The organism is Bradyrhizobium sp. Leo170, from assembly GCF_004296405.1.
Taxonomy (GTDB): Bacteria; Pseudomonadota; Alphaproteobacteria; order Rhizobiales; family Xanthobacteraceae; genus Bradyrhizobium.
In genome coordinates this window covers 1-23,116 of sequence record NZ_PSRR01000052.1, presented here as the reverse complement: position 1 = coordinate 23,116, position 23,116 = coordinate 1, and the positions used below count along the sequence as shown (strand labels likewise).

Here is a 23,116-nt window from a genome sequence, read left to right as displayed (position 1 = left end):
CAATCCGTGTGCCATCATGCACGCGAGTTATTTCAACGGGATAGGCGCGACCCTCAGGACATTCGGCGCTGAGTGGGCAAGTTCTGCCCGGCGAAGTTTTCCCGCGCGCGTGAATGAACCGCGTCATTCGGTGTCACTGCGGTGACCGGCTGCAATCGCGAACTATCACGGTTGGGAAAGGCGGCGCGATCCATGATTGGCGCCGGCGCTGCGGCCCACCACTTCGAATAAGTGTGATTCCGCATCCAGGAGACCAAGATGAAATACGCACTGATCGGCGCCGCTGGCGTCATCGCGGCGGCTTTCGCAAGCCCGGCATCGGCTCAGGCGGTGATCGAAGATCCCGGCTACTGCGCGCAGTTTTATCCCGATGCCAATTGCCAGAATATCGGGCCGGGCAATCCCTATACCGACGGCAACTGGCGCAACGATTGGCCGCCGGCGCGACACGCGTTCATTGAACGGCATGCGCGCCACCAGCGCCATCTCAGCCATCACGAAATGAATGGCAGGGCAGGCTAGGGCCGCAAGCGGTGGGGCGGATTAGCGTCCCGTTTTCCGCAGCTTCAACGAGCGACGGCGCAAGCGTAATCCGCCGTTCGCCTCCCGCCTTCGTGCGTTGAAGCGGCGGAGAATGGGGGCGGCTAACCCTGCGATCGCACTAGCCGACCGCAAACGGCTTGGCGGGGCGGTGGCGGTCGGCCTGGCTTTGCGGCAGCCGTGTCACGCCGGCAGCGCGTTTGATGCCGCGCTCTGACGGCGGCTCCGGACGGGGAAACAGGTTGGCCTCGAAACGCACGCCTGGCGCTTGCTCCGCGGTGCCTGAGCACACCGCGGTCTGGCCCTTGAAGACCCCGGTCAGCTTTGCCTCGACCTCGTCGACACCGAACACGGTGGTCGGGCCTTCGGCGTAGCGCTTGGTTGTCAGCGTTGCGGTAAATCGGTCTTCGTCGAGCTCGTAAGTGCCGCTATAGGTGAACATGCAGTCGCCGCCCGAGATCCTGCCATTTGCAAGATAGATGATCCCGGTGCCTTCGCCGTGCGGCGTCCGAAACCAAACGGCATATTCGCCATCCCTGATCATCGAACACACCCATAACGAGAAAATTTGCGTTGCGCACTACCTAGAGCGCGACGTCACCAACTTCCAGCGAGTGAGGGCGCGAGGGTTAATGGGGCGTGAAAGGCTGCGCGTAAATCGCCATCATGCCTGACCCCTACGTGTATCAGATCGCCAACCTGAACCTCATCGGAGGAGCCGCATGACTCACGCGTTACGCTCTCATGCTTCGCGCTCTAAGCCTCGTTTTTGGGCGTATATTTGCCCATGACGCATTTGTAGCTCTTCAGCCTCCACTCGTGATACGGCCCCTTGGAGAGCCAGTCGGCGATGCCGATTTGCGCATTTACACTGCAGGCTGCCATGGTGATGCCGGATTGCTCGCTGTTGGTGACGACTTTTTCAAGACAAAGCGGACCGTTGCAGAGAATAGCGACAAGCGTGACAAGCATTTTGACCTTCGGTTGATTGGGGAATACCCGGTTGGATTGGTTTATGCAGGCTTCGTGCCAGCGGGCTGGACTTGCGCGATCACATCTCGTCGAAACGTGATCTGGACCAGCCTTCGTCCGATATGCTGTACGTAGTTTCCCGGGTTATGCTTCCGATGCAGAGGTGCCCGGCGTTCCAGGCGCTACCGGCAGGCGGGATTGGCCGCATCCGCGATCGAGAAAAATGTGATGCTGGTCGGGGCCAAGTCAGTGTGTGACGCCGCGACCGGCTCGCCTTCGAGCGCAGGCAATTCATCATTCGCAGCAAGCTTCAACTCGCGGCCATTCATGCGCACGCGCGTGTCGGTGAGATTGGCTGCGGTCAGGACGTAGCGTCGCGCCGTTCCGGAGAACGCGAGCGACCGCCGCGCCATCCGATCGGTGTTGATGGCAAGCAGCGCCACGCCGCCTGATGTGTCCCGCAGGCAATGCGCATAGAGATATAGTCCCGGCACCGCCGCCGATCCGACGTCGAGCACGACCGTGCCCATCAGTTTTCGCCAAAGCAGTGCGGCCCAATAGTTCGGACGCGGCGTGAAGTCTTTCTCTTCCAGCAGGCCGTAGTCGCTGGCAGCAAGAGTGTTGTGCATGACGACTTGCACCTGGCGTTTGGCCATGCGCCCAAGCGTGTCGAGATAGCGAAAGCTGTCGAGGAAGGTCGAGCTCCAAGGATTGCCACCACAGGCGGCATCGGCCGTTTCCGTGATCCACAGCGGCCGACCGGGTGCGAACCGATCGCGCAAGTTTGCGTAGAACGACGCTGCACGATCGATGCCGGACAACCAGTCTTGTGACAACGCGTTGCTGTCGCGCACCGCAGCCGATGGCACCCTCTTGCTGCAACGTGGCGAGAGGGCGCCGTAATAATGGAAGGAGATCGCGTCGAACACGGGGCCTGCTGCTGCCAACAGCTTCTCACTGCCGAGCGCATCCCCCGATCCGCCTGTGCTCACGGTGCCCGGCCCAAGCAGGATCGTTTCCGATGATGCATGCTTGAGGAACGGCGCGAGCACGGCGATGTCGCGGCCGAAGCTCGCGGCATCATAATCGGACGGCAGGCCGCCGATGGCGGCGAGGTCGGGCTCGTTCATGAACTCGGCGGCGGCGATGTTGTCGCCGAGCGCCTGCGTCGCCGCGATCAGCTTCTCCGCCTGCGCCGGCGTCCAGACGCCGCTGGCATCGCGCGTGCCCAGGCCTGTCGCAAAGGACGTGACGAGCCTTGCGTCCACCGCGCGGGCGAAGTCGACGACGTTGTTCCATTGGCGGCGCGTCAGCACGCCGTTGAAGCCGCGCGGTGGCGATCGCGCGTTGTCATCGGTGTCGTCGAAATAGGTGGTGTTGGCCCAGGTGCCGCTCACGCGCAGATAGGCCGGCCCCAGCGCCGCGGCGAGCTTGCGCAGTCGCGGATTGGCGAGATCGATCGGCTTGCGGTAGGCGTACATCGCGGGATCCCTGCCGGCCGGGATGCCATCCGCCTTCGAAGAAGGTTTGCGCCGATCGGCGTAAGGACGCCAGAAGCGCCCGCCGGTCACCTCGACCATCTCGACATTGTAGGATTGAAAGCGCTCGTCGATCGAACCAATGCGCGCCATGTCCGCTGGCGCGAGCGCGATGCTCGGATCGGCCGCCGACGCAGGCGGCGCGCACAGGATGGCGAGCGCAGCGCCGAGGCAAGCGCGTCGCGTCAGGCTGATCCGAACCTCGTTCTCGCTCCGCATCACGCGACTTTACACCGGGCACGTGGTCGCCAAAAAGCCGCGGCCCCCGCCAGGGGAGCTAGCGAGGGCCGCGTTGGAACACTTCACTGCGCCTAGGTTCGCAATAAAGTGTGGGAGCTCGTTTGAAGAAGGTCAGAACGGCAGCAGCACGTCCATCACCTGCTGTCCGTAGCGGGGCTGCTGGACGTCGGTGATCTGGCCGCGGCCGCCATAGGCGATGCGGGCCTGGGCGATCTTGCTTGAATCGATGGTGTTGTCGCTCTGGATATCCTCGGGCCGCACGACGCCCGCGACGATCAGTTCGCGGATCTCGAAATTGACGCGGATCTCCTGCTTGCCTTCGACCACGAGGTTGCCGTTGGGCAGCACCTGCGTGACGACCGCGGCGACGTTGGTCTGCAACGCTTCCTGCCGGTTCACCGAACCCTTGCCGTCGCTGGACGAGGTCGAGTCCGTGGTGAGGATTTTGCCCGGCAGGACCTTTAGCGGCTGCGTAACCGTTTGGGAGCCGAGGAAGTCGGTGATACCAGAATCTTCCTTGGCGGTGCGGCTGCGCTGGGTCTCGTTGGCGATGTTGGCCTTGTCGGTGAAATTGACGGTGACCGTCAGCAGGTCGCCGACGCGTGCGGCGCGCTGGTCCTTGAAGAAGGCCCTGGAGCCGTTGCGCCATAGCGAGTTCGGGCTGTAGGAGGCCACTTCCGGCTTTGGCATCGGCATCTGCACCGGCTTGTAGCCGGGCTGCGTGGTCGGATTTTCGATCGCGGTCAGCTTCGGCTGTTCGCCGATCTGGGAGAGGCGGTCGATCGAGGAGCAGCCGCTGGCGAGGATGCCGAGCGTGAGGAGGGCGCCGGTGAGGACGAGACGGTTGATACGATAAGCGGACATCACGGTTACTCGGCTTTCGGGGCGACTGAACTGACGTTGGCGACGGCGACGGGGCTCGCCTGCTCGGCGGGGGCGAGCGAGGCGCTGGGTTCAAGGACAGTTGCTGCGCGCGGCGGGGTGATCGTGACCTGGCCGCGGCCGGTGACGGTGCCGGAGACGGTGCGCTTGGACTGCAGGTTCATCACGCTGACGACATCGCCTTCGGTGCCGCCGTCGAGCGCCTTGCCGCGGATCGTGAGATAGAGCCCGGCGGCCTGATAGATCAGCGTCACGTTCTGGTCGCGGGTCACGAGATCCGGCCTGGCGAGATCGGCGGTCTTCAGCGCCTGTCCGGCGCGGAGCTGGCGGCGGGCCTGCATGCCGACGGCATTGTCGCGGAGGGCGAGGTCGTTGCCGACCTCGGCCTTCGGGCGGCGCTCGACCAGCACGTCCGAATGCTTCAGCGTCTCGCCGCGCTCGACACTGCGCGCCAGTACGGCGGCTTCGACGGTTTCGATCGCGGTGCCGGTGAAGCGCAGCCTGGTCGGCGCGGCGCCGGTCTCGTTCGCGATCTCGAAGGTGATGTCGAAGCGGCTGTTGCGCGGATCGTAGCGCAGGGCGACCGGCTGCAGATTGCCGGAATTGGTGGCTTCCAGCCTGACGTCGCCGACGTCGCGGTCGAAGTTGATGGTGAGATTGGCGGCTTCGCCGAGGCCGTTGCGGCGCTCCAGCGTGCGGGCGACCGCCTGCTCGATCTCCTGCCGATCGATCGCGCGCGCGGCGCGGGTCACCGAAATTTCCTTGAGGTCGCGGGTGTCGACGCCGATCACCTGATGGGTGCGCAGCGTGGCGAGCACCTGCGCCACCGGCAGCGTGCCTGTGGTGCCGAGATCGGGCGCGCGATAGATCGGTGTGGCGCCGAAGCTGCCGGCATTGTCGACGAGATCGCCGATGCGGACGATGTCGCTTGTAACCGTGACGTTGGCGCGCAGCGTCGGCGGCGCGATGACGTCGCTGCGGCTCTGCGCGGTCGCATTGGAGACCGACGCGGCAAGGAGCAGCGCGGCGAGGAGAAGCGGGCGGGCGAACATGGTCACTCTCCCTCAGCGGAACAGGTTCGAGGTGGATTGCAGCATCTGGTCGGCGGCGCTGATCACCTTGGCGTTCATCTCGTAGGCGCGCTGGGCCGCGATCAGATCGGAGATTTCCGAGACCACCTCGACATTGGCCTGTTCGAGGTTGGACTGCTGCATGTCGCCGAAGCCGTCGGTGTTGGCGATGCCGTCCTGCGGCGTGCCGGAGGCCGGCGTGTCGACGAACAGGTTGTCGCCGATCGGCTGCAGGCCGGCCTTGTTGATGAAGCGCGTCAGCCCGATCTGGCCGACCAGGGTCGGCGTGGTCGAGCCCGGCAGCATCACGGTTAGCTGGCCCTGCGCATTGATCGTGATCTGCGAGGAGTTCTGAGGGATCGTGATGGTCGGCTGCACCGGGTTGCCCTGCGCGTTAACAACGCGCCCCTGCTGGTCCATCATGAACGAGCCGTCTCGGGTGTAGGTGTAGGTGCCGTCGGGCATCTGGATCTTGAAGAAGCCTTCGCCGCGGATCGCGATGTCGAGATCGTTGCCGGTCGGCGAGAGCGTGCCCTGGCTCATCAGGCGCGGCGTGCCGACGGTCTTGACGCCGCCGCCGAGATCGATGCCGACGGGCAGGATGGTGCCCTGGTCGGAGGCTTGCGAGCCGACGCGGCGCACATGGTCGTAGATCAGGTCCTGGAACGCGGCGCGCTGCTTCTTGTAGCCGGTGGTGCGCAGGTTCGCGATGTTGTTGGAGATCACCTGAACGTTGAGTTCCTGTGCCGCCATGCCGGTCGCTGCAGTGTAGAGAGCGCGCATTGACTATTCTCCTTTACGCCGGAACGTCGGCGAGCTTGTCGATCGCCGATTTGTGCAGATCGCTCTGCTGCTGCAGCAGTGACGAGATCTGGGTGTAGGTCCGCGTAATCTCGATCATGCGGCTCATCTCGGTGACGGAATTGACGTTGGACTTCTCGACGAAGCCCTGGCGCAGCCGCGAGGTGGTATCGAGCGCGGCCGGATTGCCTTCGCCGGCCGAATAGAGGTTGTTGCCTTCCTTCACGAGCTGCTGCGGCTGGGCGAAATTGACCACGCGCAGCTTGCCGCGGATGGAGTCGATGCGGCCGGTGCCTTCGAGCACGGTGACGTAGCCGTCGGCGGCGATGCTGATGTCCTTGTCGGTCTGCTGGAACACGATCGGGCCGGCATTGCCGAGCACGGGATAGCCGGACTGGGTGACGAGCTGGCCCTGGTTGTTGACGGTCAGATTGCCGTCGCGGGTGTAGCGCTCGCCTTCGGGCGTCTGCACCACGAGGAAGCCCGAGCCGTCGATCGCGACGTCGAGCGGGTTCTTGGTCTCCTGCGACGGTCCTTGCGAGAAGTCGTGGAAAGTGGCGCGGTCGTTGACAAAGGACACGCGGCGGTCGGAGGGGGCAAAATTGTCCTCATGCGCGCCGGACCTCAGGAATTCCTGGAACAGCGAGCGGTCGGCCTTGTAGCCGTTCGTCGTGATGTTCGCGATGTTGTTGGCGACGACATCCATCTGCCGCTCCAGCACAACCTGCCGCGATAGTCCGACCAGAAGCGTATTCTGCATCGGCGGTTCTCCCCTTCGTGACGGTCCTGCGGAAAGAGGTTCTCCCAAACCTCAGGCCCTCGGACCTCATGAACCTTTGGGCTCTCCCAAACCCACCGGCTCGCACTGTCTTCAGCGAAAGCCGTGCCAACTCGGAAAGTGATGATTTTTGAGTGGGTTAGGTGTTCAGCCCGGGGGCGGAGAGGGCGGCAGAAAGGTCTTGTTGACCATGTTTGCCCGGCAGTTTTTTCCTAGTTGCGCGGCGAATGAAAGAAACCGTTAACCATTCTTACCCTAGCGTTGCGCTGTAACAGAGCGCGCGTGCGCTGGCGGCATCGGTATTGCGTCTCAAAGGGCCTGGCTGGGGCAATCGCGTTCGTTTCCGTTTTTGGGGCGGGCGGGCGATGGCGGACGAGGACAAGGCGGAGGGCGGCGCCGAGGGCGAGGCCGCTGCTTCGAAGAAGGGTAAGCTCAAGCTGATCATTGCCGCCGTCGGCTTCCTCGCCATCCTTGGCGGTGGCGCCGGCTGGTTCTTCTTCATGCGCGGCCATGGCGAGGAGGTGCATGCCGAAGCACCGCCGCCGAAGCCGCCGGCCTTCGTCGAAGTGCCCGACATGCTCGTCAATCTCGTCGGCGGGCCCGGCGAGCGGATCCAATATCTGAAGGTCAAGCTGGTGCTGGAGGTGAAGGAGGAAAAGCAGGTCGAGGCGATCAAGCCGTCGCTGCCGCGCGTCACCGACCTGTTCCAGACCTATTTGCGCGAACTGCGCGCCAGCGACCTCAACGGCTCGGCCGGCCTGTTCCGTCTCAAGGAAGAACTCACCAAGCGCGTCAACGCGGCGCTGTCGCCCAACCAGGTGAACGCGGTGCTGTTCAAGGAAATCGTGGTTCAGTAGCGATGGCCGGCAACGACCAGATGGACCAGGATGCGATCGCCGCCCAGTGGGAGGCGTCGCTCGATTCCGAGGATCCGGCAGCCGCAGCGGAAGAAGCTGCGAAGAATGAACTGTCGGAGAGCATGTCGCTGCAATGGGCGGCCATGGTCGAGGACGGCAGCCGCGACTTCGGCACCAAGAACGGCGGCGAGCGGGTCCTCTCGCAGGAAGAGATCGACAACTTGCTCGGCTTCACCGTCGGCGACGTCAATCTCGACGACAATTCCGGCATCCGCGCCATCATCGACTCCGCGATGGTGTCGTATGAACGCCTGCCGATGCTGGAAATCGTGTTCGACCGCCTGGTGCGGTTGATGACGACATCCTTGCGCAATTTCACCTCCGACAACGTCGAAGTCTCGCTCGACCGCATCACTTCGGTGCGCTTCGGCGACTACATGAACTCGATTCCGCTGCCGGCGGTGCTCAGCGTGTTCAAGGCGGAGGAATGGGAGAATTTCGGGCTCGCCACCGTCGATTCCAGCCTGATCTATTCGATGATCGACGTGCTGCTCGGCGGCCGAAGGGGCCAGACCTCGCTGCGCATCGAGGGGCGCCCCTACACCACGATCGAGACCAACCTGGTGAAGCGCCTGATCGAGGTCGTGCTGGCCGATGCCGAACAGGCGTTCCGGCCGCTGTCGCCCGTGAAATTCAGCATCGACCGCCTCGAGACCAATCCGCGCTTTGCGGCGATCAGCCGTCCCGCCAACGCCGCGATCCTGGTGCGCCTGCGCATCGACATGGAGGACCGCGGCGGCAATATCGAATTGCTGCTGCCCTATGCGACCATCGAACCGATCCGCAACGTGCTGTTGCAGATGTTCATGGGCGAAAAGTTCGGCCGCGATCCGATCTGGGAAGGACACTTCGCGACCGAAGTGGCGCAGGCGGAGATCTCCGTCGAGGCCGTGCTCTATGAAGCCGACATTCCGCTCAAGCAGTTGATGAAGCTGAAGGTCGGCGACACGCTGCCGCTCGACATCCGCGCGGACTCGCTGGTGTCGGTGCGCTGCGGCCACGTCACCTTGACCGAGGGCCGCATGGGTCGCGTCGGCGACCGCGTCGCGATCCGCGTCAGCAAGAATTTGCGCAAGCCAAATACCACCTTTGCGATGTTCGAGAAGGCCGACGAGCAGACCAAGATGATGGAGGCATAGTTTGAATCATTCCCTCGGAATTGCGATTGAAAGCCTGGTCGCGGTGCTGTTGATGCTGACGATCGGCTACTGCATGCTGCTCAACAAGCGCTTGCAGCGGCTGAAGGCCGACGAGCACTCGCTGAAGGCCACGATCGCCGAACTGATCACCGCAACCGAGATCGCCGAGCGCGCGATCGGCGGGCTGAAGCACACCGTGCGCGACGTCAACGAGAATCTCGGCAGCCAGCTCACCGCGGCGACGCAGATGTCGGCGCATCTGAAGGGCCAGCTCTCCGAGGCCGACGCCATGATCCGGCGGCTGTCGAGGATCGTGCAGGCGGGACGGCCGGTGACGGAGGCTGCGCCCGCCGCAGCCGCTGCACCCGCGCCGGCGGCGCCGAAGATGTCGCCGGCCAAGGCGGTGGCGGCGGCTGCTGAAGCCTTCACCGAACGCAGAAAGGCAGGCGGTCTGGCCGCATGAGCGCGTTTCGCGACATCCGCGTCATCCCGGTCGTGCTGGTCGCGATCTTCGGCCTTGTCGTGCTGAAGGTCGCGGGCCTCGTGCTCGATGGCGGCTATGTGTTCGACTACAATCCGCAGTCGACCAAGCCGTCATGGGCGCAGGAGATGCTGAATTTCCCGGGAGGAAAGAACAAGGGAGATCCGAACGACATCACCGGCTCCGTGCACGGCCCCGAGGAGAAAAAGAAGGAAGAGCCGCCCGCCGCCGCTGATCCGCCGCCGCAGCCGGATGGCGTCGTGATCAATCCGAATTTGCCCCCGCAGATCTCGGCCTCCGAGCGCGCGATCCTGGAACGGCTGCAGGCGCGCCGGCAGGAACTGGATGCCCGCGCGCGCGAGATCGAGATCCGCGAAAGCCTGTTGAAGGCCGCCGAGAAGCGCATCGAGACGAAGGTGGAGGAGGCCAAGGCCAGCGACGCCAGGAGCAGCGCCGTCGCGGCGCAGAAGGCCGAAGCCGACGCCGCGCGCTTCAAGGGCATCATCACGATGTATGAGGGCATGAAGCCGAAGGACGCCGCGAAGGTGTTCGACCGGCTGGAAATGGGCGTGCTCTACGAGATCGCTTCCCAGATCGCGCCGCGCAAGATGGCTGATATCCTCGGCCTGATGCAGCCTGAAGCGGCCGAGCGGCTCACCGTCGAGCTCGCCCGCCGCGCCAGTCCCGACAAGCTGCAGCCCGCCGCCGACCTGCCCAAGATCGAGGGCAAGATGCTCACGCCGAAGCTGAACTGACGGCTTCGGCGCATCGCTTGCAGCAGTACTATTAAGCCGCCGGTGCAGGTGGGGTAGGAACAGCGGCTTGCGCGCCGGCCAGTGCCGCCCGCAACGCGTCTTCCTTGGTGTGGTCGAGAGACGTCTTCAGCACGGTCCCGCCTTCGCCCTTGAGACCTTCAAGCACTTTGTCCCCGGTCACCCTGCGCGCCAGCACAAAAAGGGCTGCGGTTCCCGGTTGAATGGCAGCCGCCGTCTCCTTCATCCATTTGTCGTCGATGCCGACATCGGTCAGATATCCGCCGAGCGTGCCGCCGGCGGCGCCAAGCGCTGCTCCTGCCAGCGGCATCAGGAAGATCAGACCGATCAGGGTGCCCCAGAAAGCGCCGCCGACCGCGCCGGCCGCTGTGGTGTTGATGAGCTGGTTCAGCTTTACCCGACCATCGGCATCCTTCACCGCAATCACGGCATCGCCGAGTTCGATCAGGTACTCCTTCTGCATGGCCAGCAATTTCTGACGAACTTCTTCCGCCTTCGCCTCGGTAGGGAATGCGATCACGACAAGATCACTCATTTGCAGTTCTCCTCTATGGCCGCCCGACTTTATTCCGTCTCCATGACCATCCGAATGCAAAGCAAATGGCACACGAACGCCATTGATTTACATCAACCCTGGCGAGTGGAGCGTAGCACGTTGTTCAATCTGTGGCTTCGCCCGTTTGCCTCAAACACGACAGGGAACTTGCCTACCGCCTCTGGCCCTGACTGGCGTTTTCCTGTTTGCGCCCGCGAAATACGGGCTGGCGAAGCATTGGGCTGGCGGCTGACACCGGCGCTTTGCACCGGGCCATCGGTGCATAGCCACACCTGTGGCAGTGCCGTTGATGCTGTAGATTTCCGTACAATTGAGCGATGCCGATCAAACGTCAGCGCCTGGGCGCGCTCTCGCCTGGGTAGCTACCTGAACAAGCGGTCGGTCGCTTTATCAAGCCGCTTATCCGAACCGCTCGCATCACTTAGATGACCAACCAACTCTCCGGAGAGCCTGTAGATGTTGATCCCTTTGAGGTCATAGAGCTTCGTACCGTTGCGGTCGAAAATTTCTCGACCGACTATAACGCCGACGTGAATACCTTTGCTGTTGAATATGTTGCCCTTCATAGGAGCCTCCTTGCTTGCGAGACCAACCGTGCGGTGCGTTCGCTGCTCTGTTTCGCTGGTGTGTCAGAGCCGACTTGAGCGAGCAGCTTCAATTCGCCGCCGCGCAGCCTTTGCCGGGCAAAGGCCGCGCAATGGCTCATTGATTTGGCTTCGTTGAGCCCGCGCCGGGATCAGCAATCGTCTCCCAGTGGTTGCCGCAAGCGGAACACCGCCATTCGTTGACAACCCCGGTGGACAAATAGGTCGAACGGATGGGGGCAGTAATGAGGTGTCCGCAGATACAGGTATTGGTGCCTTGTGACGGCGAGCGCCTTGGCCCGTCGCGAACCATTCTGGAGGCCCAGCGGCGCTCGAAACTCCGTTCAAAATGCAATGGATAGATTGTGGAACTCATGGGGCTCCCTCCTGTTTCTGGCGGGAGCGCGGCATGGTCTCTCAGTCACTGAAGCCTTTTCACGATCAGTGATATCAACAACATAAGGCGTGAGCCATCCGATGGCTAGGTCGATGCTCGCAGGATCTTTCGCGCTCTCCTACGGGAGCGATGTTGATGCGCCGGCTCGGGGCCAGCGTACGTTCGTTCGCACGCTAAGCGATCACGATCGTCTGGAACAGAGCGGTCGCCAACGGGACAGCATCACTTTCCTACGGGTCGCCAGCGTGCGGTTCTATCGCGGCTTTCGGAAATCGATGCTGCGCAGGACGATCCCGGGCGGCGTTCCTTCGAACTCGGTCGCCTGGTACTTACCGTCGGCGCAGGCCTCGATGCGGTCGCGCAGTCGCAAGAATTGCGCTTCGCGTTGGTTCGCTTTCGCTCGCACCACGCCTTCCAGTTCATCCATCGCGGAGATCGAGATTGCGCAGGGGACCTCCTTCTGCCCGTCGAGCATCGAGAACAGGACGACCATCCTGTCGTATTCATAGCTGATGAAGCGGCTCTGCCTCAGCGTCATGTGACCTACTCCTTGAAGCGGCGCGGCGATCACGCTCCGTCTTGCTCGGTGAGCCGTGCAAAATCCTCAAGAATCGCTGCGACGAGATCGCGATGCCTGGTATCTTCTGGCGGCAGGCTTGCGGCATAAAGGTCGAGTACGTAACGCGCCTTGGTAGCTGCTTCCGGCCACGACGCGGCGGCAACCGACAAGAGGTCCCTTTCGAAGGCGCTCTGCCGCTGGCGCAGCTCCCGCGCATGGCCCTCGACCCAGCGCACGGCGGATATCGGTCGCTTTCTGCGCCGCCATGCCACGATGGCTGTCGAGGTCGAACGGTTTGTCAGTCATGGGACGCGCTCGCATCGATGCGCTGCGCGTCCGCGAGATCGACCGAGCCGATCGACACCATCTGCATCGCCAGCCCGCGCGAGCCTTCAGCGGGAACCATGATCATGGTGGCGACGCGTCGGAACGCGTCGAACGAGAGTCCCTGGATCGTCTCCTCGTCGGTGATGACCTCGTAGTCGCCGGCCGGTAACAGGCGATCGATACCTCTGATCCGGAACGGGTGTTTGAAAGTGACGACTTCTCGTCGGGAGCGGGTGGTCATGCGCGCGTGCCTTTCGCGAAAACGCCGGCGCCGGCGCTGCCCCAAAAGCAGCATGCGCCCTTTAAGCCGCGTTAGCCATCGCTTTCTTGCCGCACCCGAGACGAAGCGGTTTGGCGCTCGCGCATCACGATCTTGAGCGCCTCGTCCGGCGAGGGCCGCCGGCGAAATACGGGTTGGCGAAGCATTCGGCTGCGCGGCCTGACGCCGACGCCTTGCACTGAGCCATCGATGTATAGCCGCACCCGATTGCAGGGCCGTCAATGCTGAAGACCTGCATGCAGATCGGGTAACGCGGATCATAGGTCTGCGCCTGGGCAGGCAGCGCCGCCAGGATTGCACCGATCACCAGGATCGCCCGATCCACTTGACGCATCGGAATCTCCTTGAAGGCAGGTCACCCACACGGTCCAAGATGCACTATCCGAGCACCTTTGCCGGCTCTTCGCGCCAGATCCAGCAAATCAATCATCCCTAATGTAGATATTTAACAACTCCTTAAGCGAGCCAATTCAAGATTCGGATGCGGGGTGGCGCATTCGCGTCTGCTTCGAGGCTTGAGGGCTGAAAGACGTAACTGGCATGGCGCGACGGGCTGCCGCTGGACTAAGGTCGCATGGCCGCGTTTTGGCGCGGGCGGCGTATCTTTGCCTGGGCCGGCTGTGGCCGCTTGCCGTGCTCCTGATCTCGCTGACGCTTGCCCCCGCCGCCCGCGCCGACGATCCGGTCAAGGGCGTGGCGACGTTCTCGGCGGCGAACGGTTTTGCGCGGCTGGTGTTCAAGCTTGCCGAAGATGTCGAAACCGAGGTGTCGACGGCCGGCTCGATCGTCGTGGTCCGCTTCAAGCGGCCAGTCGATATCCCGGTGGAGGGATTGGCCGATGCCGTGCCTGATTATGTCGGCATGGCGCGGCGCGATCCGGACGGAACGGCGATCCGCCTGTCGCTGTCGCGGCGGGTGACGATCAACACGATGACTGCGGCAGAGCGGATCTTCATCGACTTCCTGCCCGATGATTGGGCCGGGCCGCCGCCGCCTCTGCCCACGGACGTGATCCGCGAACTGGCCGAGCGCGCGCGTGCCGCCGAGCGTGCGTTGCGCGCGCAGCGGGCGGCGGACGCCGCCAAGAAAAAGCCACCGGTGCGCGTGCGCGCTTCGGTGCAGCCGACCTTCGTGCGCTTCGTGTTCGAAATCCCCGACGGCGTCAGCGTGTCCTCGGTGCTGAACGAGCAGAAGCTGACGCTGTTGTTCAACAGCGTGCTCAGCTTCGACCTCGCGGATGCCAAGGTGGCGGCGCCGCCGAACGTCGCTTCGATCAACCAGCGCTCCGACACCGACACTTCGGCTGTCGACATCAACTTGATCGGCGAAGTCGACGTGCGCTCCTTCCGCGAGGACAAGAACTATGTCGTCGACGTCGCCTTCCAGCAGCCGGAGAAGCCGGCGGCGGATGGGCACGCCGCCAACGTTCCACCCGCGCCGGCAAAGCCGCTGGTCGCCGTGGCGGCTGGGCAGGGCAAGGCGATCAGGGAATCCACGCCCTTGCAGCAGCCGGCGCCGATCGCGCCCTTGACCTCGGAGACTTTCGCGGAGCAGGCCAAGATCTCCATCAAGCCCGAGCAGGGCGCAAATGCGCCGCAGGCGGCGCCGGCCGCAGCGGCCGAGACCACAGCGCCTGCGGCCGCGAAGCCGCAGCCCCCTGCCGCCGAAATGCCCGCGCCGGCGTCCGAGAAGGTCGCGCAGGAGGTGCCGTCTGCTCCCCCTCCGGCGCAAGCGGCGCCTGCCGAGAACGCGAAGCCTGCAGCAGCCCCCGTCAATGAGGCTTCACCGTCGCCTGCGAATGCCGCGCCGAAACAGGCCGCGGCCGCAACGCCGCAGGTCTCCTCCGCTGAAAAGCCGGTTACGGTCGACGCGCAGCGCGACAGCGACGGCTTGCGCGTGACGTTCACCTTCCAGAAGGCGACGCCGTCGGCGCTGTTCCGCCGCGCCGACGCGGTGTGGCTGGTGTTCGATTCTCCGGAGGCGATCGATGTCGCGCCGATCCGCGACAAGGCCGGCGCCATCATCTCCGACGTCAGCCGCTTGCCGCTGGACCAGGGACAGGCGATCCGCTTCCGCCTCAACCGCCCGCAGATGCCTTCGCTCGAGGCCGACGAGCGTTCCTCCGGCACGGGCTGGACGGTGACCTTCGCCGACCGGGTGCAGAAGCCGCCGCAGCCATTGATGGTGGTGCGCAATGTCAGCGATCCCGCGCTCGCCAATGTCAGCGTGCCCTTGGCCAATCCCGGGCAATTGCACCGGCTGGTCGATCCAGACGCCGGCGACATGCTGTGGGTCGTCACCGCGCCGCCGCCGGCGCGCGGCTTCATCCGTCGGCAGGATTTCGTCGAGCTGTCGCTGCTTGAATCCGTCCACGGCCTCGTGGTGCATCCGAACTCCGACGACGTGAAGGCCGAACTCGGCGCCGACAAGGTGGTGCTGGGACGTCCGGGCGGGCTTACGCTGTCATCGGCCGACGTTGCCGCCGAACGCGCCACCGCCGCGGTGAAGCCGCTGTTCGATGCCGAGGAATGGAAGAACAACCAGTCGGAGAACTTCCTGAAGCGGCTCGACGCGCTGATCGCGGCCAGCGCCGAGGCGACCACGTCGCCCGAGCAGCTCGCGCAGGCGCGGCTCAACCTTGCCAAGTTCTACGTCGCGCGCGCCCTGTACGAGGAGGCACACGGTGTTGCCAATCTGATGCTGTCGGAGAGCAAGCGCGGCGCCGAGGACCCGGCCGTGCTGATGGTTCATGCCGCCAGCAGCATCATGATGGGCCGGCCCGAGCGCGCGCTCAAGGATCTTGCCAACCCCGTGATCGGCAACGGCTACGATTCCCAATTGTGGAAGGGGCTCGCCCTTGCGCGCCAGGGCAAATGGGCGGATGCGCGGGAGAAATTCAAGAACGCGGAGTTCTCGGTCGCGACCCTGCCGCCGGACCTGCAGCGTATCGTCATGCTGGAATCGATGAAGGCCGCGCTCGAGGTGAAGGATTTTGCCGGAGCCGCGCGCCGCCGCAGCGAGCTCGAGGTGATCGGCCTGCCGAAGGAATTGAAGCCGGCGGCCGCCGTGCTGCGCGGCCGGCTCGCCGAAGCGCTCGGCTATGAGAAGGACGCGCTCGACGCTTACCGCTTCGCCGCGAACTCGCCCGACCGGGAGGCCGCGGCCGAAGGCAAATTGCTCGAGGTCACACTGAAGCAGAAGCGGGGTGAGATCACCCAGGCCGACATCCTGCGCGAGCTCGAACTGCTCGCGGTGATGTGGCGCGGCGACAGCATCGAGCTGCGCACGCTGCAGATCCTGGCGAAGATCTATTCCGACACCGGCCGCTATGCGGAGGCGTTCGCGGCTACGCGCGCCGCGACGAGGCTGCAGCCGAATTCGCCGGAATCGCGGCAGGCACAGGATGCGGCGTCAGCGCTGTTCTCCCAGCTTTTCCTCGGGCCCGCCGGTGACAGCATCCCGCCGATCGACGCGCTCACGATGTTCTATGAATATCGCGAGCTCACGCCGATCGGTCGCCGCGGCGACGAGATGATCCGTCGCCTCGCTGATCGCCTCGTCGGCGTCGACCTCCTTGATCAAGCTGCCGAGCTTCTGCAGTATCAGGTCGACAAGCGGCTGGAGGGCGCAGCGCGCGCGCAGGTCGCCGCACGCCTTGCCATGGTCTATCTCGCCAATCGCAAGCCGGAGCGCGCGATCGCGGCGCTGCGCCTGACCCGCATCTCGGATCTGTCCGGCGAATTGCGCCAGCAGCGGCTGCTGCTCGAGGCGCGCGCGCAGAGCGACGTTGGTCGGCATGACCTTGCGCTCGACATCATCTCCAACATTCCCGGCCGCGAGGCGATCCGGCTGCGCTCCGACATCTATTGGGCGCAGCGGCACTGGCGCGAGGCCTCCGAGCAGATCGAGCTCTATTATGGTGACCGCTGGCGCGACTTCACGCCGCTGAATGCGGCCGAGAAGGGCGACATCATCCGTGCCGTGGTCGGCTATGCGCTCGCCGAGGACGCGATCGGGCTTACGCGCTTCCGCGAGAAATATGCGCCGCTGATGTCGGGCGAGGCCGACCGGACGGCGTTCGACATCGCAGCCAGGCCGGCTGCCGCCAACAGCGCCGAATTTTCCCAGATCGCCAGGATGGCCGCCAGCGTCGACACGCTCGACGGCTTCATCCGCGACATGAAGCTCCGCTTCCCCGACGCCACCGCCCGCGCGCCGCTCTCCGATCCGATCGCGACCGGTGCCGTGCCCGGCACGAAAGCCGATCCCGAGGCGTTGCCTGCGATCGTCGGCGTCAAGCGCGCCAACGCGGCGAGGTAGCGCGCAGCCCGGATGGAGCCAACGGGTCGCGCGAATGCGCGCCCGATGACAGGCTCCGCGCAATCCGGGATTGCCGAGGCCTTGGCGACACCGTTCCCGGATTACGCTGCGCTCCATCCGCGCTACGAACTCCGTGCGGGCTACGTGGACGGTGGCCAAGCCGAATGCGTGGCGATGCTGGTTCCAGGTCGGCGATCACCTCAGCAAGCAGTATGACTTCAAGGACTGACGCGCTGGGCTGTTATCCGTGACGAGCGCCGGCTCGCTAAGGCGTGTACTTATAACTCCCGCGCCGCAGATCAGGATGCGTATGAGATCCGCTGTGCCCCTGATAGCGGCGCGATAGCAGAGCTCCAAGGGTCCGAGTTGGGCCAAGAGGCGACGTAACGCGTCCAGGTCAGCTCCAATCGAGTGGCGGGTTGTGGGACTTGGCTTCGTGCCACCACCAGTTACCCACGTAACGCAATTCCGGATTTCCGAAATCTTTCTGTAGGCGTCCTGCCCCATCATCGTCGCCTGGTGGATGGTCACTTCTAACACGAAAGGAGCTTCCATGAAGATTCAAGTCCGCAGGCTCGCGATTGCACTCGCAATTGCTGTTCCTCTCGCAGCGGCCGCCACGGCCAAATCGTCTGCTGCGCCGATCAATGGCATGTCGATCAAGGCGGCGGTACCAGCCGTGACGATGGACGTGCGCTATCTGGTGCGTCGGGATTATCCTTCGTACTGGGGCTATCCCACCTATAACTCGTACTGGGGCTATCCTACCTATAATTCGTATTGGGGCTATCCGACCTATAATTCATACTGGAGCTATCCGAGCTATTACTACTCCTATCCCGGCTACACTTACGGCTGGTGATGACGTCAAGCATTGGCAGCGTGCGGCTCCCTTCGAGCCGCCGCTCGCCAACATGTATTTGAGAGATTTTATCCTTCCTCGATCATGCGCATCGCGCTTGCTTCGCTTCGCTCGCAATGACGGGCTTGGCCGTTAATGTCCCTTGGCCCTCTGGTCGAATGCGCTGAGGACTGCGAGCGTCATCGCGGTGACGCCGGTCTGAATGGTAGGCTTCGGCACCGGCGCGAACAGCGGGGAATGGTTGCCGGGAAGCGGCGGGCCGCCATTGCGCGCGGCGGCGACGTGCTCGGGATCGTAGACGCCGATATTGAAGAACATCGAGGGCACGCCGGCATTGATGTACTCGGAAAAATCCTCGCTCGCGGTGACCGGCGGCGCGGTCCTGAACTTGTCGCCGAAGGCCGCGTTCAGCACCTTCTCGGCGGTCGCGACAACAGCGGCATCGTTGACCACCGCCTTGGTACCCTCGGTGATCCTGATATCCGGTGCAGGCGCATTCGCCATGGCGGCGACCGCTTTGGCGGTACGTTCGATTCCATCATGCATCTTGGCGCGCACGTCCGGTTTGAAGGTTCTGATGGTGCCGAGCAGGACCGCTTCGTCGGGAATGATGTTGGCCGTGGTGCCGGCATGGAGCGAGCCGATGGAGACCACGCCGAATTCGGTCGGGTCCTTTTCACGGCTGATGACGCTCTGCACATCGACCACAAAACGCGACGCCATCATCACGGGATCGATGGTCGCCTGTGGCGCCGCGCCATGGCCGCCGCGGCCTTTGAATTTGATGTAGAGGCCGTCGGCATTGGAAGAGCGGACCCCGACGGTGTAGCTGACGTAGCCGTAGGGAAAGGCCCCGCTATGCAGGGCAAAGCCGGCATCGGGTTTGGGAAAGCGCGTGAACAGGCCGTCGGCCAGCATGGCTCTGGCACCCGCAACCACTTCCTCGGCGGGCTGGGCGATGAACATCAGCGTGCCCTTCCACTGGTCCTTCAGCCCGACCAGCGTCTTCGCCGTTCCGACCCAGCTCGCCATGTGGATGTCGTGGCCGCAGCTATGGGCGACAAAGGTTTCGCGCTCCTGCCAGATGGTCTTGTCGCGGCTTGCGTAGGGCAGGCCGGTTTTCTCCTCCATCGGCAGCGCGTCAAGCTCGGTGCGCACCATGATGGTCGGACCGTCGCCATTTTTGTAGAGCGCAACCAGCCCGGTCTTGCCGACCTTCTCTGTAACCTCGAAGCCGATCGCGCGCATCTCGGCGGCGAGTCTTGCGGCGGTCTTCTCCTCCTGGAAGGCGATCTCGGATGGGCGTGGATGTCCTTGTAGAGCGCATCGAGTTTTGGATATTCGCTCTCGAAGGAGGTCTCGATCGATTGCTTCAGGCTTGCGACGTCGAACTCCGCATGCGCCGGCAGCGCAACCATGCTGCCCAAGACAAATGCGACGAGCAGGGGCTTTGCAAACCGCATGGTCAGACCTCCCTTGGCTTTTTTCCCTCACTGAGAATATCGCGGTGCATCCGGCCGCCGTAGAAATGGAAGAACGGCACGAAAGCATCATGCCGCAGCGGCCCGAACGTTGGCAAGCACACGCGAAAAATCGCAAGCGAAGCACAGGCACACGGTGTGGCTGGTCATCATTGGACTACCGGAAGCTAGAGTGGAAGCATTATGTTGGCAACTGGTAGCGTGGGAGGCGCGCGTACGCCGCCGTCATCGAACGCGCCCTGATCTATGTGCACATGCCTGGTCGAGAGAAGCCATGGACCGCATCGACGCGATGAAAGTATTTGTGTCGGCGGTCGACGAGGGAAGTCTGGCCGGCGCCGGACGGCGGCTGGGGCGGTCGCCGGCCGCGGTGAGCCGGGCGATCGCGTTTCTTGAAACTCATGTCGGCACTGAACTCCTGCATCGCACAACGCGGTCGCTGAAGCTGAGCGAGGCCGGTGAGCGCTATGTTGCGAGCTGCCGGCGCGTGCTGGCCGAGCTCGAGGAAGCGGATATCGCCGCAGCCGGCGAGCGCGCCGCGCCGCGGGGCACGCTTACGATCACCGCGCCCGTCATCACCGGCGAGGACGTGTTGCGGCCCGTGCTCGACGCATTCATGAACGACTATCCGACGGTGTCGGTCCGGCTGCTTCTGCTGGACCGGCCGGTGAACCTGATCGACGAGGGCATCGACGTCGCGCTGCGCATCGCGCATCTGGCGGATTCGAGCTTCGTGGCGATCCGGCTCGGCGAAGTCCGCCGCGTGGTCGCGGCCTCGCCATCCTACCTGGCGCGAAATCCGGCCATCAATGGGCCTGCCGACCTGGCAGAGCACCAGATCGTCTCGATGACGCATTTCGGTCAGGACTCCTGGAGCTTCCCGCCTCTGAAAAACTCCTCGGTGCCCAGAACAGTGCAGTTCACGCCGAGGCTGGTCGTCAACACCGTGCGCGCCGCGGTCGCGTCCGCTGCGGAAGGACACGGCGTGACGCGGCTGTTCTCCTATCATATCGCCGAGGAGATCCGAAGCGGGCGCTTGCGGATCATCCTTGGCAAGGACGAATACCCGCCCTTGCCGGTGCACCTGCTCGCACCGCAAGGACGGTTTTCCGTGCCTAAGGTGCGCGCCTTCGTCGATTTCGCGGTGCCGCGGCTGAAGCGCTATTTCGAACGGCTGTCGCGCGAAGCCAAGGACAGCGCCGCAACCATTCGTTCGCGGCGCGGAAGAGTGTCTGCCGAGTAGCGCGTATTCGCTCCGCAGGTTGATCTGCCTAGCTTGCCTTTATGAGCGCCGATAGGGCGCAAGCGGCGGTGTCGCCGCTTCAGCGATCATGGAGGCCCGTCATGGGTGCAGAACAAAAGGTTGCCATCATTACCGGCGCGTCGCAGGGCATCGGCGCTGATCTCGTCAATGGATATCGGAACCGCAATTTTCGTGTGGTCGCAAGCTCCCGCTCGATCAAGCCATCGTCCGATCCTGATATCCTGACGGTGGCGGGCGACATCGCCGATCCCAGGACTGCCGAGCGCATCGTCGGTCAGGCGCTCGAGCGCTTCGGCCGCATCGACACGCTGGTCAACAACGCCGGCATCTTCATCGCCAAGCCGTTCACCGACTACACCGATGAAGATTACGCTTCGATACTCGGCATCAATCTCAACGGCTTCTTCCATCTCACCAGGCGCGTCGCGCGCGAGATGCTGAAGCAGGGCTCGGGGCACATCGTCCAGATCACGACCAGCCTGGTGGATCATGCCAACAGCAGCGTTCCCTCGGTGCTCGCCTCACTCACCAAGGGTGGATTGAACGCGGCAACCAAGTCGCTTGCGATCGAATATGCAGCCAAGGGCATCCGCGTCAACGCGGTCTCGCCCGGCGTGATCAAAACGCCGATGCATGGGCGCGAGACCTACGATTTCCTCGCCAAGCTGCATCCGGTCGGGCGGATGGGCGCGAGCCGCGACATCGTCGATGCCGTGCTCTATCTCGAAAGCGCGGGCTTCGTCACCGGCGAGATCCTGCATGTCGATGGCGGCCAGAGCGCCGGTCACTAATTCGAGCGCTAGAGCATTTTCGGTTCTGATTGAATCAGAACCGAAGCTCTAGATTCTCGTTTTGACGCGTTTTCTTCACGCGAACCGGTGTCCACTTCGCTCGAAAACGCTTTAGTCAGCCATCGCCGTCGGCGATGGCTGGCATCAGAACTAACCATTTCCCTTTCGAGCAGCGAGGCTGCTTAACCCATGTCGATGTCAAGCACCCACGCTCACCGTCACCCGCATTCAGCGGCGGCCAATCATCATCATGAAGGCGGACCGGTCTGGCTGTCGGCTGCGGCTGGGCTTTGCGCCTCGCTGGTCGGTCTCGGATTGGCGCGCTTCGCCTACACGCCGCTGATCCCGGCGCTGATCGCGGCAAAATGGTTCAGTCCGGCGGATGTCGTCTATCTCGGCGCTGCCAATCTTGCGGGCTATCTGGCCGGCGCGATTATCGCGCGCGAGGTCGGGGCCCGCGCCGGGCCGGTGCGCTCGTTGCGCGCCATGATGGTGCTTGCATCGCTCTGCTGCTTTGCCTGCTCGGTGCCGATCTCTTTCGCCTGGTTCTTCGTGTGGCGCTTCCTTGCCGGCTTGTCCGGAGGCGTGATCATGGTGCTCGCGGCGTCGACGATCCTGCCGCACACGCCGCCGAACAAGAAGGGCGTGGTCGGCGGCGTGATCTTCGCCGGCGTGGGCCTCGGCGTTGCGGCGTCCGGCACGCTCGTGCCGCTGTTGCTGCGGCAAGGGCTGCAAGAAACCTGGTATGGAATTGGGATCTTGTCCGTGCTGTTGACCCTGGCGAGCTGGAAGGCCTGGCCGGCCGAGGTCCGTGGCGCGAAAACGCTCGCCCACCATCACGTCGCGCCGCGGCCGCGATCACTGGCGATCCGCGCGCTGTATGCGGAATATGGCCTCAACGCCTTGGCGCTGGTGCCGCACATGGTCTTCCTGGTCGACTTCGTGGCGCGCGGGCTCGGGCAGGGGATTCTGGCCGCTTCACAATACTGGGTGCTCTATGGCATCGGCGCGATCGCCGGCCCGCTCGTGACCGGGCATCTCGCCGACCGCGCAGGCTTCGGCCCGGCGCTGCGCGTCGCCTTCCTGGTGCAGGCGGTCGCAATCGTGCTGCCTGCGGTCAGCGTGGCTCCGTCAGCGATGATCGTCTCGAGCGTGATCGCTGGCGCTTTCACCCCCGGCATCGTGCCGCTGACGCTCGGCCGCATCCATGAACTCGTTCCGCACAACAGCGCCGCGCAGGGCGCGGCCTGGGCGCAAGCGACCACGAGCTTCGCGCTGTTTCAGGCCGGCGGCGCCTATGGCCTGTCTTATTGTTTCGAGCAGACCGGCGGCAACTACGCGCTCCTCTTCATGATCGGCGCAGCCGCCATCACCGCCGCTCTCGCCGTCGATCTCGTGGTCGGCTTATTGGGCGATCGCGCGCGCTCGTAGTGCTACCTACCAGCTCTTTTGGGCTCTTGTAGCCCGGATGGAGCGAAGAGACTGGGTAAGAATTTTTTCCGCCCGGATTACAGGGCACAGGCGAATGCCGGGCGGATTTTGGCTCGGAGACGCGGCCTGCAGG

General features: G+C 63.9%; 23 protein-coding genes and 1 pseudogene. 10 read left to right on the top strand and 14 right to left on the bottom strand.

The window, feature by feature from the left end:
• Positions 1–258: 258 nt before the first annotated feature.
• Positions 259–522 (top strand): hypothetical protein, encoded by a 264-nt coding sequence (locus tag CWO89_RS12100; protein ID WP_130578835.1) that lies wholly within the window; start codon positions 259–261, stop codon positions 520–522.
• Between the two features lie 139 nt (positions 523–661).
• On the opposite strand, the gene CWO89_RS12095 is transcribed toward CWO89_RS12100, so the two are convergent.
• The 7 genes from CWO89_RS12095 to flgF all read right to left on the bottom strand — a co-directional run bounded on the left by CWO89_RS12095 (position 662) and on the right by flgF (position 6,803).
• Positions 662–1,084, bottom strand: a complete 423-nt coding sequence (locus CWO89_RS12095; RefSeq protein ID WP_028163568.1) for a hypothetical protein — start codon at positions 1,082–1,084, stop codon at positions 662–664.
• A gap of 212 nt (positions 1,085–1,296) precedes the next feature.
• Entirely contained in the window at positions 1,297–1,512 is a 216-nt protein-coding gene (locus CWO89_RS12090) for a hypothetical protein (RefSeq protein WP_130578834.1), read from the bottom strand.
• Positions 1,513–1,694: 182 nt separating this feature from the next.
• Entirely contained in the window at positions 1,695–3,269 is a 1,575-nt protein-coding gene (locus tag CWO89_RS12085; protein ID WP_130578833.1) for a glycosyl hydrolase family 79 N-terminal domain-containing protein, read from the bottom strand.
• Positions 3,270–3,401: 132 nt separating this feature from the next.
• Entirely contained in the window at positions 3,402–4,154 is a 753-nt protein-coding gene (gene flgH / locus CWO89_RS12080) for a flagellar basal body L-ring protein FlgH (protein ID WP_130578832.1), read from the bottom strand.
• Between the two features lie 5 nt (positions 4,155–4,159).
• Positions 4,160–5,224, bottom strand: coding sequence for a flagellar basal body P-ring formation chaperone FlgA (flgA, locus tag CWO89_RS12075; RefSeq protein ID WP_130578831.1), 1,065 nt, complete (start codon positions 5,222–5,224; stop codon positions 4,160–4,162).
• A gap of 12 nt (positions 5,225–5,236) precedes the next feature.
• On the bottom strand, positions 5,237–6,025 hold the full coding sequence (flgG, locus tag CWO89_RS12070) for a flagellar basal-body rod protein FlgG (RefSeq protein ID WP_028163563.1): 789 nt from the start codon (positions 6,023–6,025) through the stop codon (positions 5,237–5,239).
• A 13-nt stretch (positions 6,026–6,038) separates the two neighbouring features.
• The gene (gene flgF / locus CWO89_RS12065) at positions 6,039–6,803 is read right to left on the bottom strand and encodes a flagellar basal-body rod protein FlgF (protein WP_130578830.1); all 765 of its coding nucleotides are present in this window, start codon (positions 6,801–6,803) and stop codon (positions 6,039–6,041) included.
• Between the two features lie 383 nt (positions 6,804–7,186).
• Between flgF and fliL the strand changes: the two genes are divergently transcribed.
• The 4 genes from fliL to CWO89_RS12045 are packed head-to-tail and all read left to right on the top strand — an operon-like array spanning position 7,187 to position 10,113.
• Entirely contained in the window at positions 7,187–7,678 is a 492-nt protein-coding gene (gene fliL, locus CWO89_RS12060; protein WP_130578829.1) for a flagellar basal body-associated protein FliL, read from the top strand.
• 2 nt (positions 7,679–7,680) lie between these two features.
• A complete protein-coding gene (gene fliM / locus CWO89_RS12055; RefSeq protein WP_130578828.1) occupies positions 7,681–8,877 on the top strand; it encodes a flagellar motor switch protein FliM in 1,197 nt (398 codons plus the stop codon).
• Between the two features lies 1 nt (position 8,878).
• The gene (locus tag CWO89_RS12050; protein ID WP_028163559.1) at positions 8,879–9,340 is read left to right on the top strand and encodes a DUF6468 domain-containing protein; all 462 of its coding nucleotides are present in this window, start codon (positions 8,879–8,881) and stop codon (positions 9,338–9,340) included.
• Positions 9,337–10,113, top strand: coding sequence for a MotE family protein (locus CWO89_RS12045; protein WP_130578827.1), 777 nt, complete (start codon positions 9,337–9,339; stop codon positions 10,111–10,113). Before CWO89_RS12050 ends, CWO89_RS12045 begins: the two co-directional genes overlap by 4 nt.
• Positions 10,114–10,144: 31 nt before the next feature.
• Here the strand turns inward: CWO89_RS12045 and CWO89_RS12040 are convergent, their stop codons facing one another.
• From CWO89_RS12040 to CWO89_RS12010, 6 genes and pseudogenes are all read right to left on the bottom strand, one after another.
• The gene (locus CWO89_RS12040) at positions 10,145–10,666 is read right to left on the bottom strand and encodes a DUF1269 domain-containing protein (RefSeq protein WP_130578826.1); all 522 of its coding nucleotides are present in this window, start codon (positions 10,664–10,666) and stop codon (positions 10,145–10,147) included.
• A 383-nt stretch (positions 10,667–11,049) separates the two neighbouring features.
• The gene (locus CWO89_RS12035; RefSeq protein WP_130578825.1) at positions 11,050–11,253 is read right to left on the bottom strand and encodes a hypothetical protein; all 204 of its coding nucleotides are present in this window, start codon (positions 11,251–11,253) and stop codon (positions 11,050–11,052) included.
• Positions 11,254–11,921: 668 nt separating this feature from the next.
• Positions 11,922–12,206, bottom strand: coding sequence for a DUF1488 family protein (locus CWO89_RS12025; RefSeq protein ID WP_130578824.1), 285 nt, complete (start codon positions 12,204–12,206; stop codon positions 11,922–11,924).
• 29 nt (positions 12,207–12,235) lie between these two features.
• Positions 12,236–12,533 (bottom strand): annotated as a pseudogene (locus CWO89_RS12020) (hypothetical protein).
• Entirely contained in the window at positions 12,526–12,795 is a 270-nt protein-coding gene (locus CWO89_RS12015; RefSeq protein ID WP_130578823.1) for a hypothetical protein, read from the bottom strand. Before CWO89_RS12015 ends, CWO89_RS12020 begins: the two are co-directional and overlap by 8 nt.
• Before the next feature lie 124 nt (positions 12,796–12,919).
• The gene (locus tag CWO89_RS12010) at positions 12,920–13,168 is read right to left on the bottom strand and encodes a DUF3551 domain-containing protein (RefSeq protein ID WP_130578822.1); all 249 of its coding nucleotides are present in this window, start codon (positions 13,166–13,168) and stop codon (positions 12,920–12,922) included.
• A gap of 206 nt (positions 13,169–13,374) precedes the next feature.
• Between CWO89_RS12010 and CWO89_RS12005 the strand changes: the two genes are divergently transcribed.
• Both CWO89_RS12005 and CWO89_RS12000 read left to right on the top strand, forming a co-directional pair.
• Positions 13,375–17,154, top strand: coding sequence for a tetratricopeptide repeat protein (locus CWO89_RS12005; protein ID WP_130578821.1), 3,780 nt, complete (start codon positions 13,375–13,377; stop codon positions 17,152–17,154).
• 553 nt (positions 17,155–17,707) lie between these two features.
• The gene (locus CWO89_RS12000; RefSeq protein ID WP_130578820.1) at positions 17,708–18,016 is read left to right on the top strand and encodes a hypothetical protein; all 309 of its coding nucleotides are present in this window, start codon (positions 17,708–17,710) and stop codon (positions 18,014–18,016) included.
• Between the two features lie 132 nt (positions 18,017–18,148).
• Here CWO89_RS12000 and CWO89_RS11995 read toward each other — a convergent pair whose 3' ends face one another.
• The gene (locus CWO89_RS11995) at positions 18,149–19,264 is read right to left on the bottom strand and encodes an amidohydrolase (RefSeq protein ID WP_245476071.1); all 1,116 of its coding nucleotides are present in this window, start codon (positions 19,262–19,264) and stop codon (positions 18,149–18,151) included.
• Positions 19,265–19,771: 507 nt separating this feature from the next.
• On the opposite strand from CWO89_RS11995, the gene CWO89_RS11990 reads away from it, so the two are divergent.
• The 3 genes from CWO89_RS11990 (at position 19,772) to CWO89_RS11980 (ending at position 22,983) form a co-directional block, all read left to right on the top strand.
• Entirely contained in the window at positions 19,772–20,740 is a 969-nt protein-coding gene (locus CWO89_RS11990; protein WP_130578819.1) for a LysR family transcriptional regulator, read from the top strand.
• 101 nt (positions 20,741–20,841) lie between these two features.
• A complete protein-coding gene (locus tag CWO89_RS11985) occupies positions 20,842–21,552 on the top strand; it encodes an SDR family NAD(P)-dependent oxidoreductase (protein WP_130578818.1) in 711 nt (236 codons plus the stop codon).
• A gap of 195 nt (positions 21,553–21,747) precedes the next feature.
• Positions 21,748–22,983, top strand: coding sequence for a YbfB/YjiJ family MFS transporter (locus CWO89_RS11980; RefSeq protein WP_130578849.1), 1,236 nt, complete (start codon positions 21,748–21,750; stop codon positions 22,981–22,983).
• The last annotated feature ends 133 nt before the right edge of the window (positions 22,984–23,116 follow it).

Coding starts and splice junctions, on each gene's coding strand:
- CWO89_RS12100 (WP_130578835.1), top strand. CDS start 259: ATGAAATACGCACTGATCGGCGCCGCTGGCGTCATCGCGGCGGCTTTC.
- CWO89_RS12095 (WP_028163568.1), bottom strand. CDS start 1,084: ATGATCAGGGATGGCGAATATGCCGTTTGGTTTCGGACGCCGCACGGC.
- CWO89_RS12090 (WP_130578834.1), bottom strand. CDS start 1,512: ATGCTTGTCACGCTTGTCGCTATTCTCTGCAACGGTCCGCTTTGTCTT.
- CWO89_RS12085 (WP_130578833.1), bottom strand. CDS start 3,269: ATGCGGAGCGAGAACGAGGTTCGGATCAGCCTGACGCGACGCGCTTGC.
- flgH (WP_130578832.1), bottom strand. CDS start 4,154: ATGTCCGCTTATCGTATCAACCGTCTCGTCCTCACCGGCGCCCTCCTC.
- flgA (WP_130578831.1), bottom strand. CDS start 5,224: ATGTTCGCCCGCCCGCTTCTCCTCGCCGCGCTGCTCCTTGCCGCGTCG.
- flgG (WP_028163563.1), bottom strand. CDS start 6,025: ATGCGCGCTCTCTACACTGCAGCGACCGGCATGGCGGCACAGGAACTC.
- flgF (WP_130578830.1), bottom strand. CDS start 6,803: ATGCAGAATACGCTTCTGGTCGGACTATCGCGGCAGGTTGTGCTGGAG.
- fliL (WP_130578829.1), top strand. CDS start 7,187: ATGGCGGACGAGGACAAGGCGGAGGGCGGCGCCGAGGGCGAGGCCGCT.
- fliM (WP_130578828.1), top strand. CDS start 7,681: ATGGCCGGCAACGACCAGATGGACCAGGATGCGATCGCCGCCCAGTGG.
- CWO89_RS12045 (WP_130578827.1), top strand. CDS start 9,337: ATGAGCGCGTTTCGCGACATCCGCGTCATCCCGGTCGTGCTGGTCGCG.
- CWO89_RS12040 (WP_130578826.1), bottom strand. CDS start 10,666: ATGAGTGATCTTGTCGTGATCGCATTCCCTACCGAGGCGAAGGCGGAA.
- CWO89_RS12035 (WP_130578825.1), bottom strand. CDS start 11,253: ATGAAGGGCAACATATTCAACAGCAAAGGTATTCACGTCGGCGTTATA.
- CWO89_RS12025 (WP_130578824.1), bottom strand. CDS start 12,206: ATGACGCTGAGGCAGAGCCGCTTCATCAGCTATGAATACGACAGGATG.
- CWO89_RS12015 (WP_130578823.1), bottom strand. CDS start 12,795: ATGACCACCCGCTCCCGACGAGAAGTCGTCACTTTCAAACACCCGTTC.
- CWO89_RS12010 (WP_130578822.1), bottom strand. CDS start 13,168: ATGCGTCAAGTGGATCGGGCGATCCTGGTGATCGGTGCAATCCTGGCG.
- CWO89_RS12005 (WP_130578821.1), top strand. CDS start 13,375: ATGGCGCGACGGGCTGCCGCTGGACTAAGGTCGCATGGCCGCGTTTTG.
- CWO89_RS12000 (WP_130578820.1), top strand. CDS start 17,708: ATGAAGATTCAAGTCCGCAGGCTCGCGATTGCACTCGCAATTGCTGTT.
- CWO89_RS11995 (WP_245476071.1), bottom strand. CDS start 19,264: ATGCGCGCGATCGGCTTCGAGGTTACAGAGAAGGTCGGCAAGACCGGG.
- CWO89_RS11990 (WP_130578819.1), top strand. CDS start 19,772: ATGGACCGCATCGACGCGATGAAAGTATTTGTGTCGGCGGTCGACGAG.
- CWO89_RS11985 (WP_130578818.1), top strand. CDS start 20,842: ATGGGTGCAGAACAAAAGGTTGCCATCATTACCGGCGCGTCGCAGGGC.
- CWO89_RS11980 (WP_130578849.1), top strand. CDS start 21,748: ATGTCAAGCACCCACGCTCACCGTCACCCGCATTCAGCGGCGGCCAAT.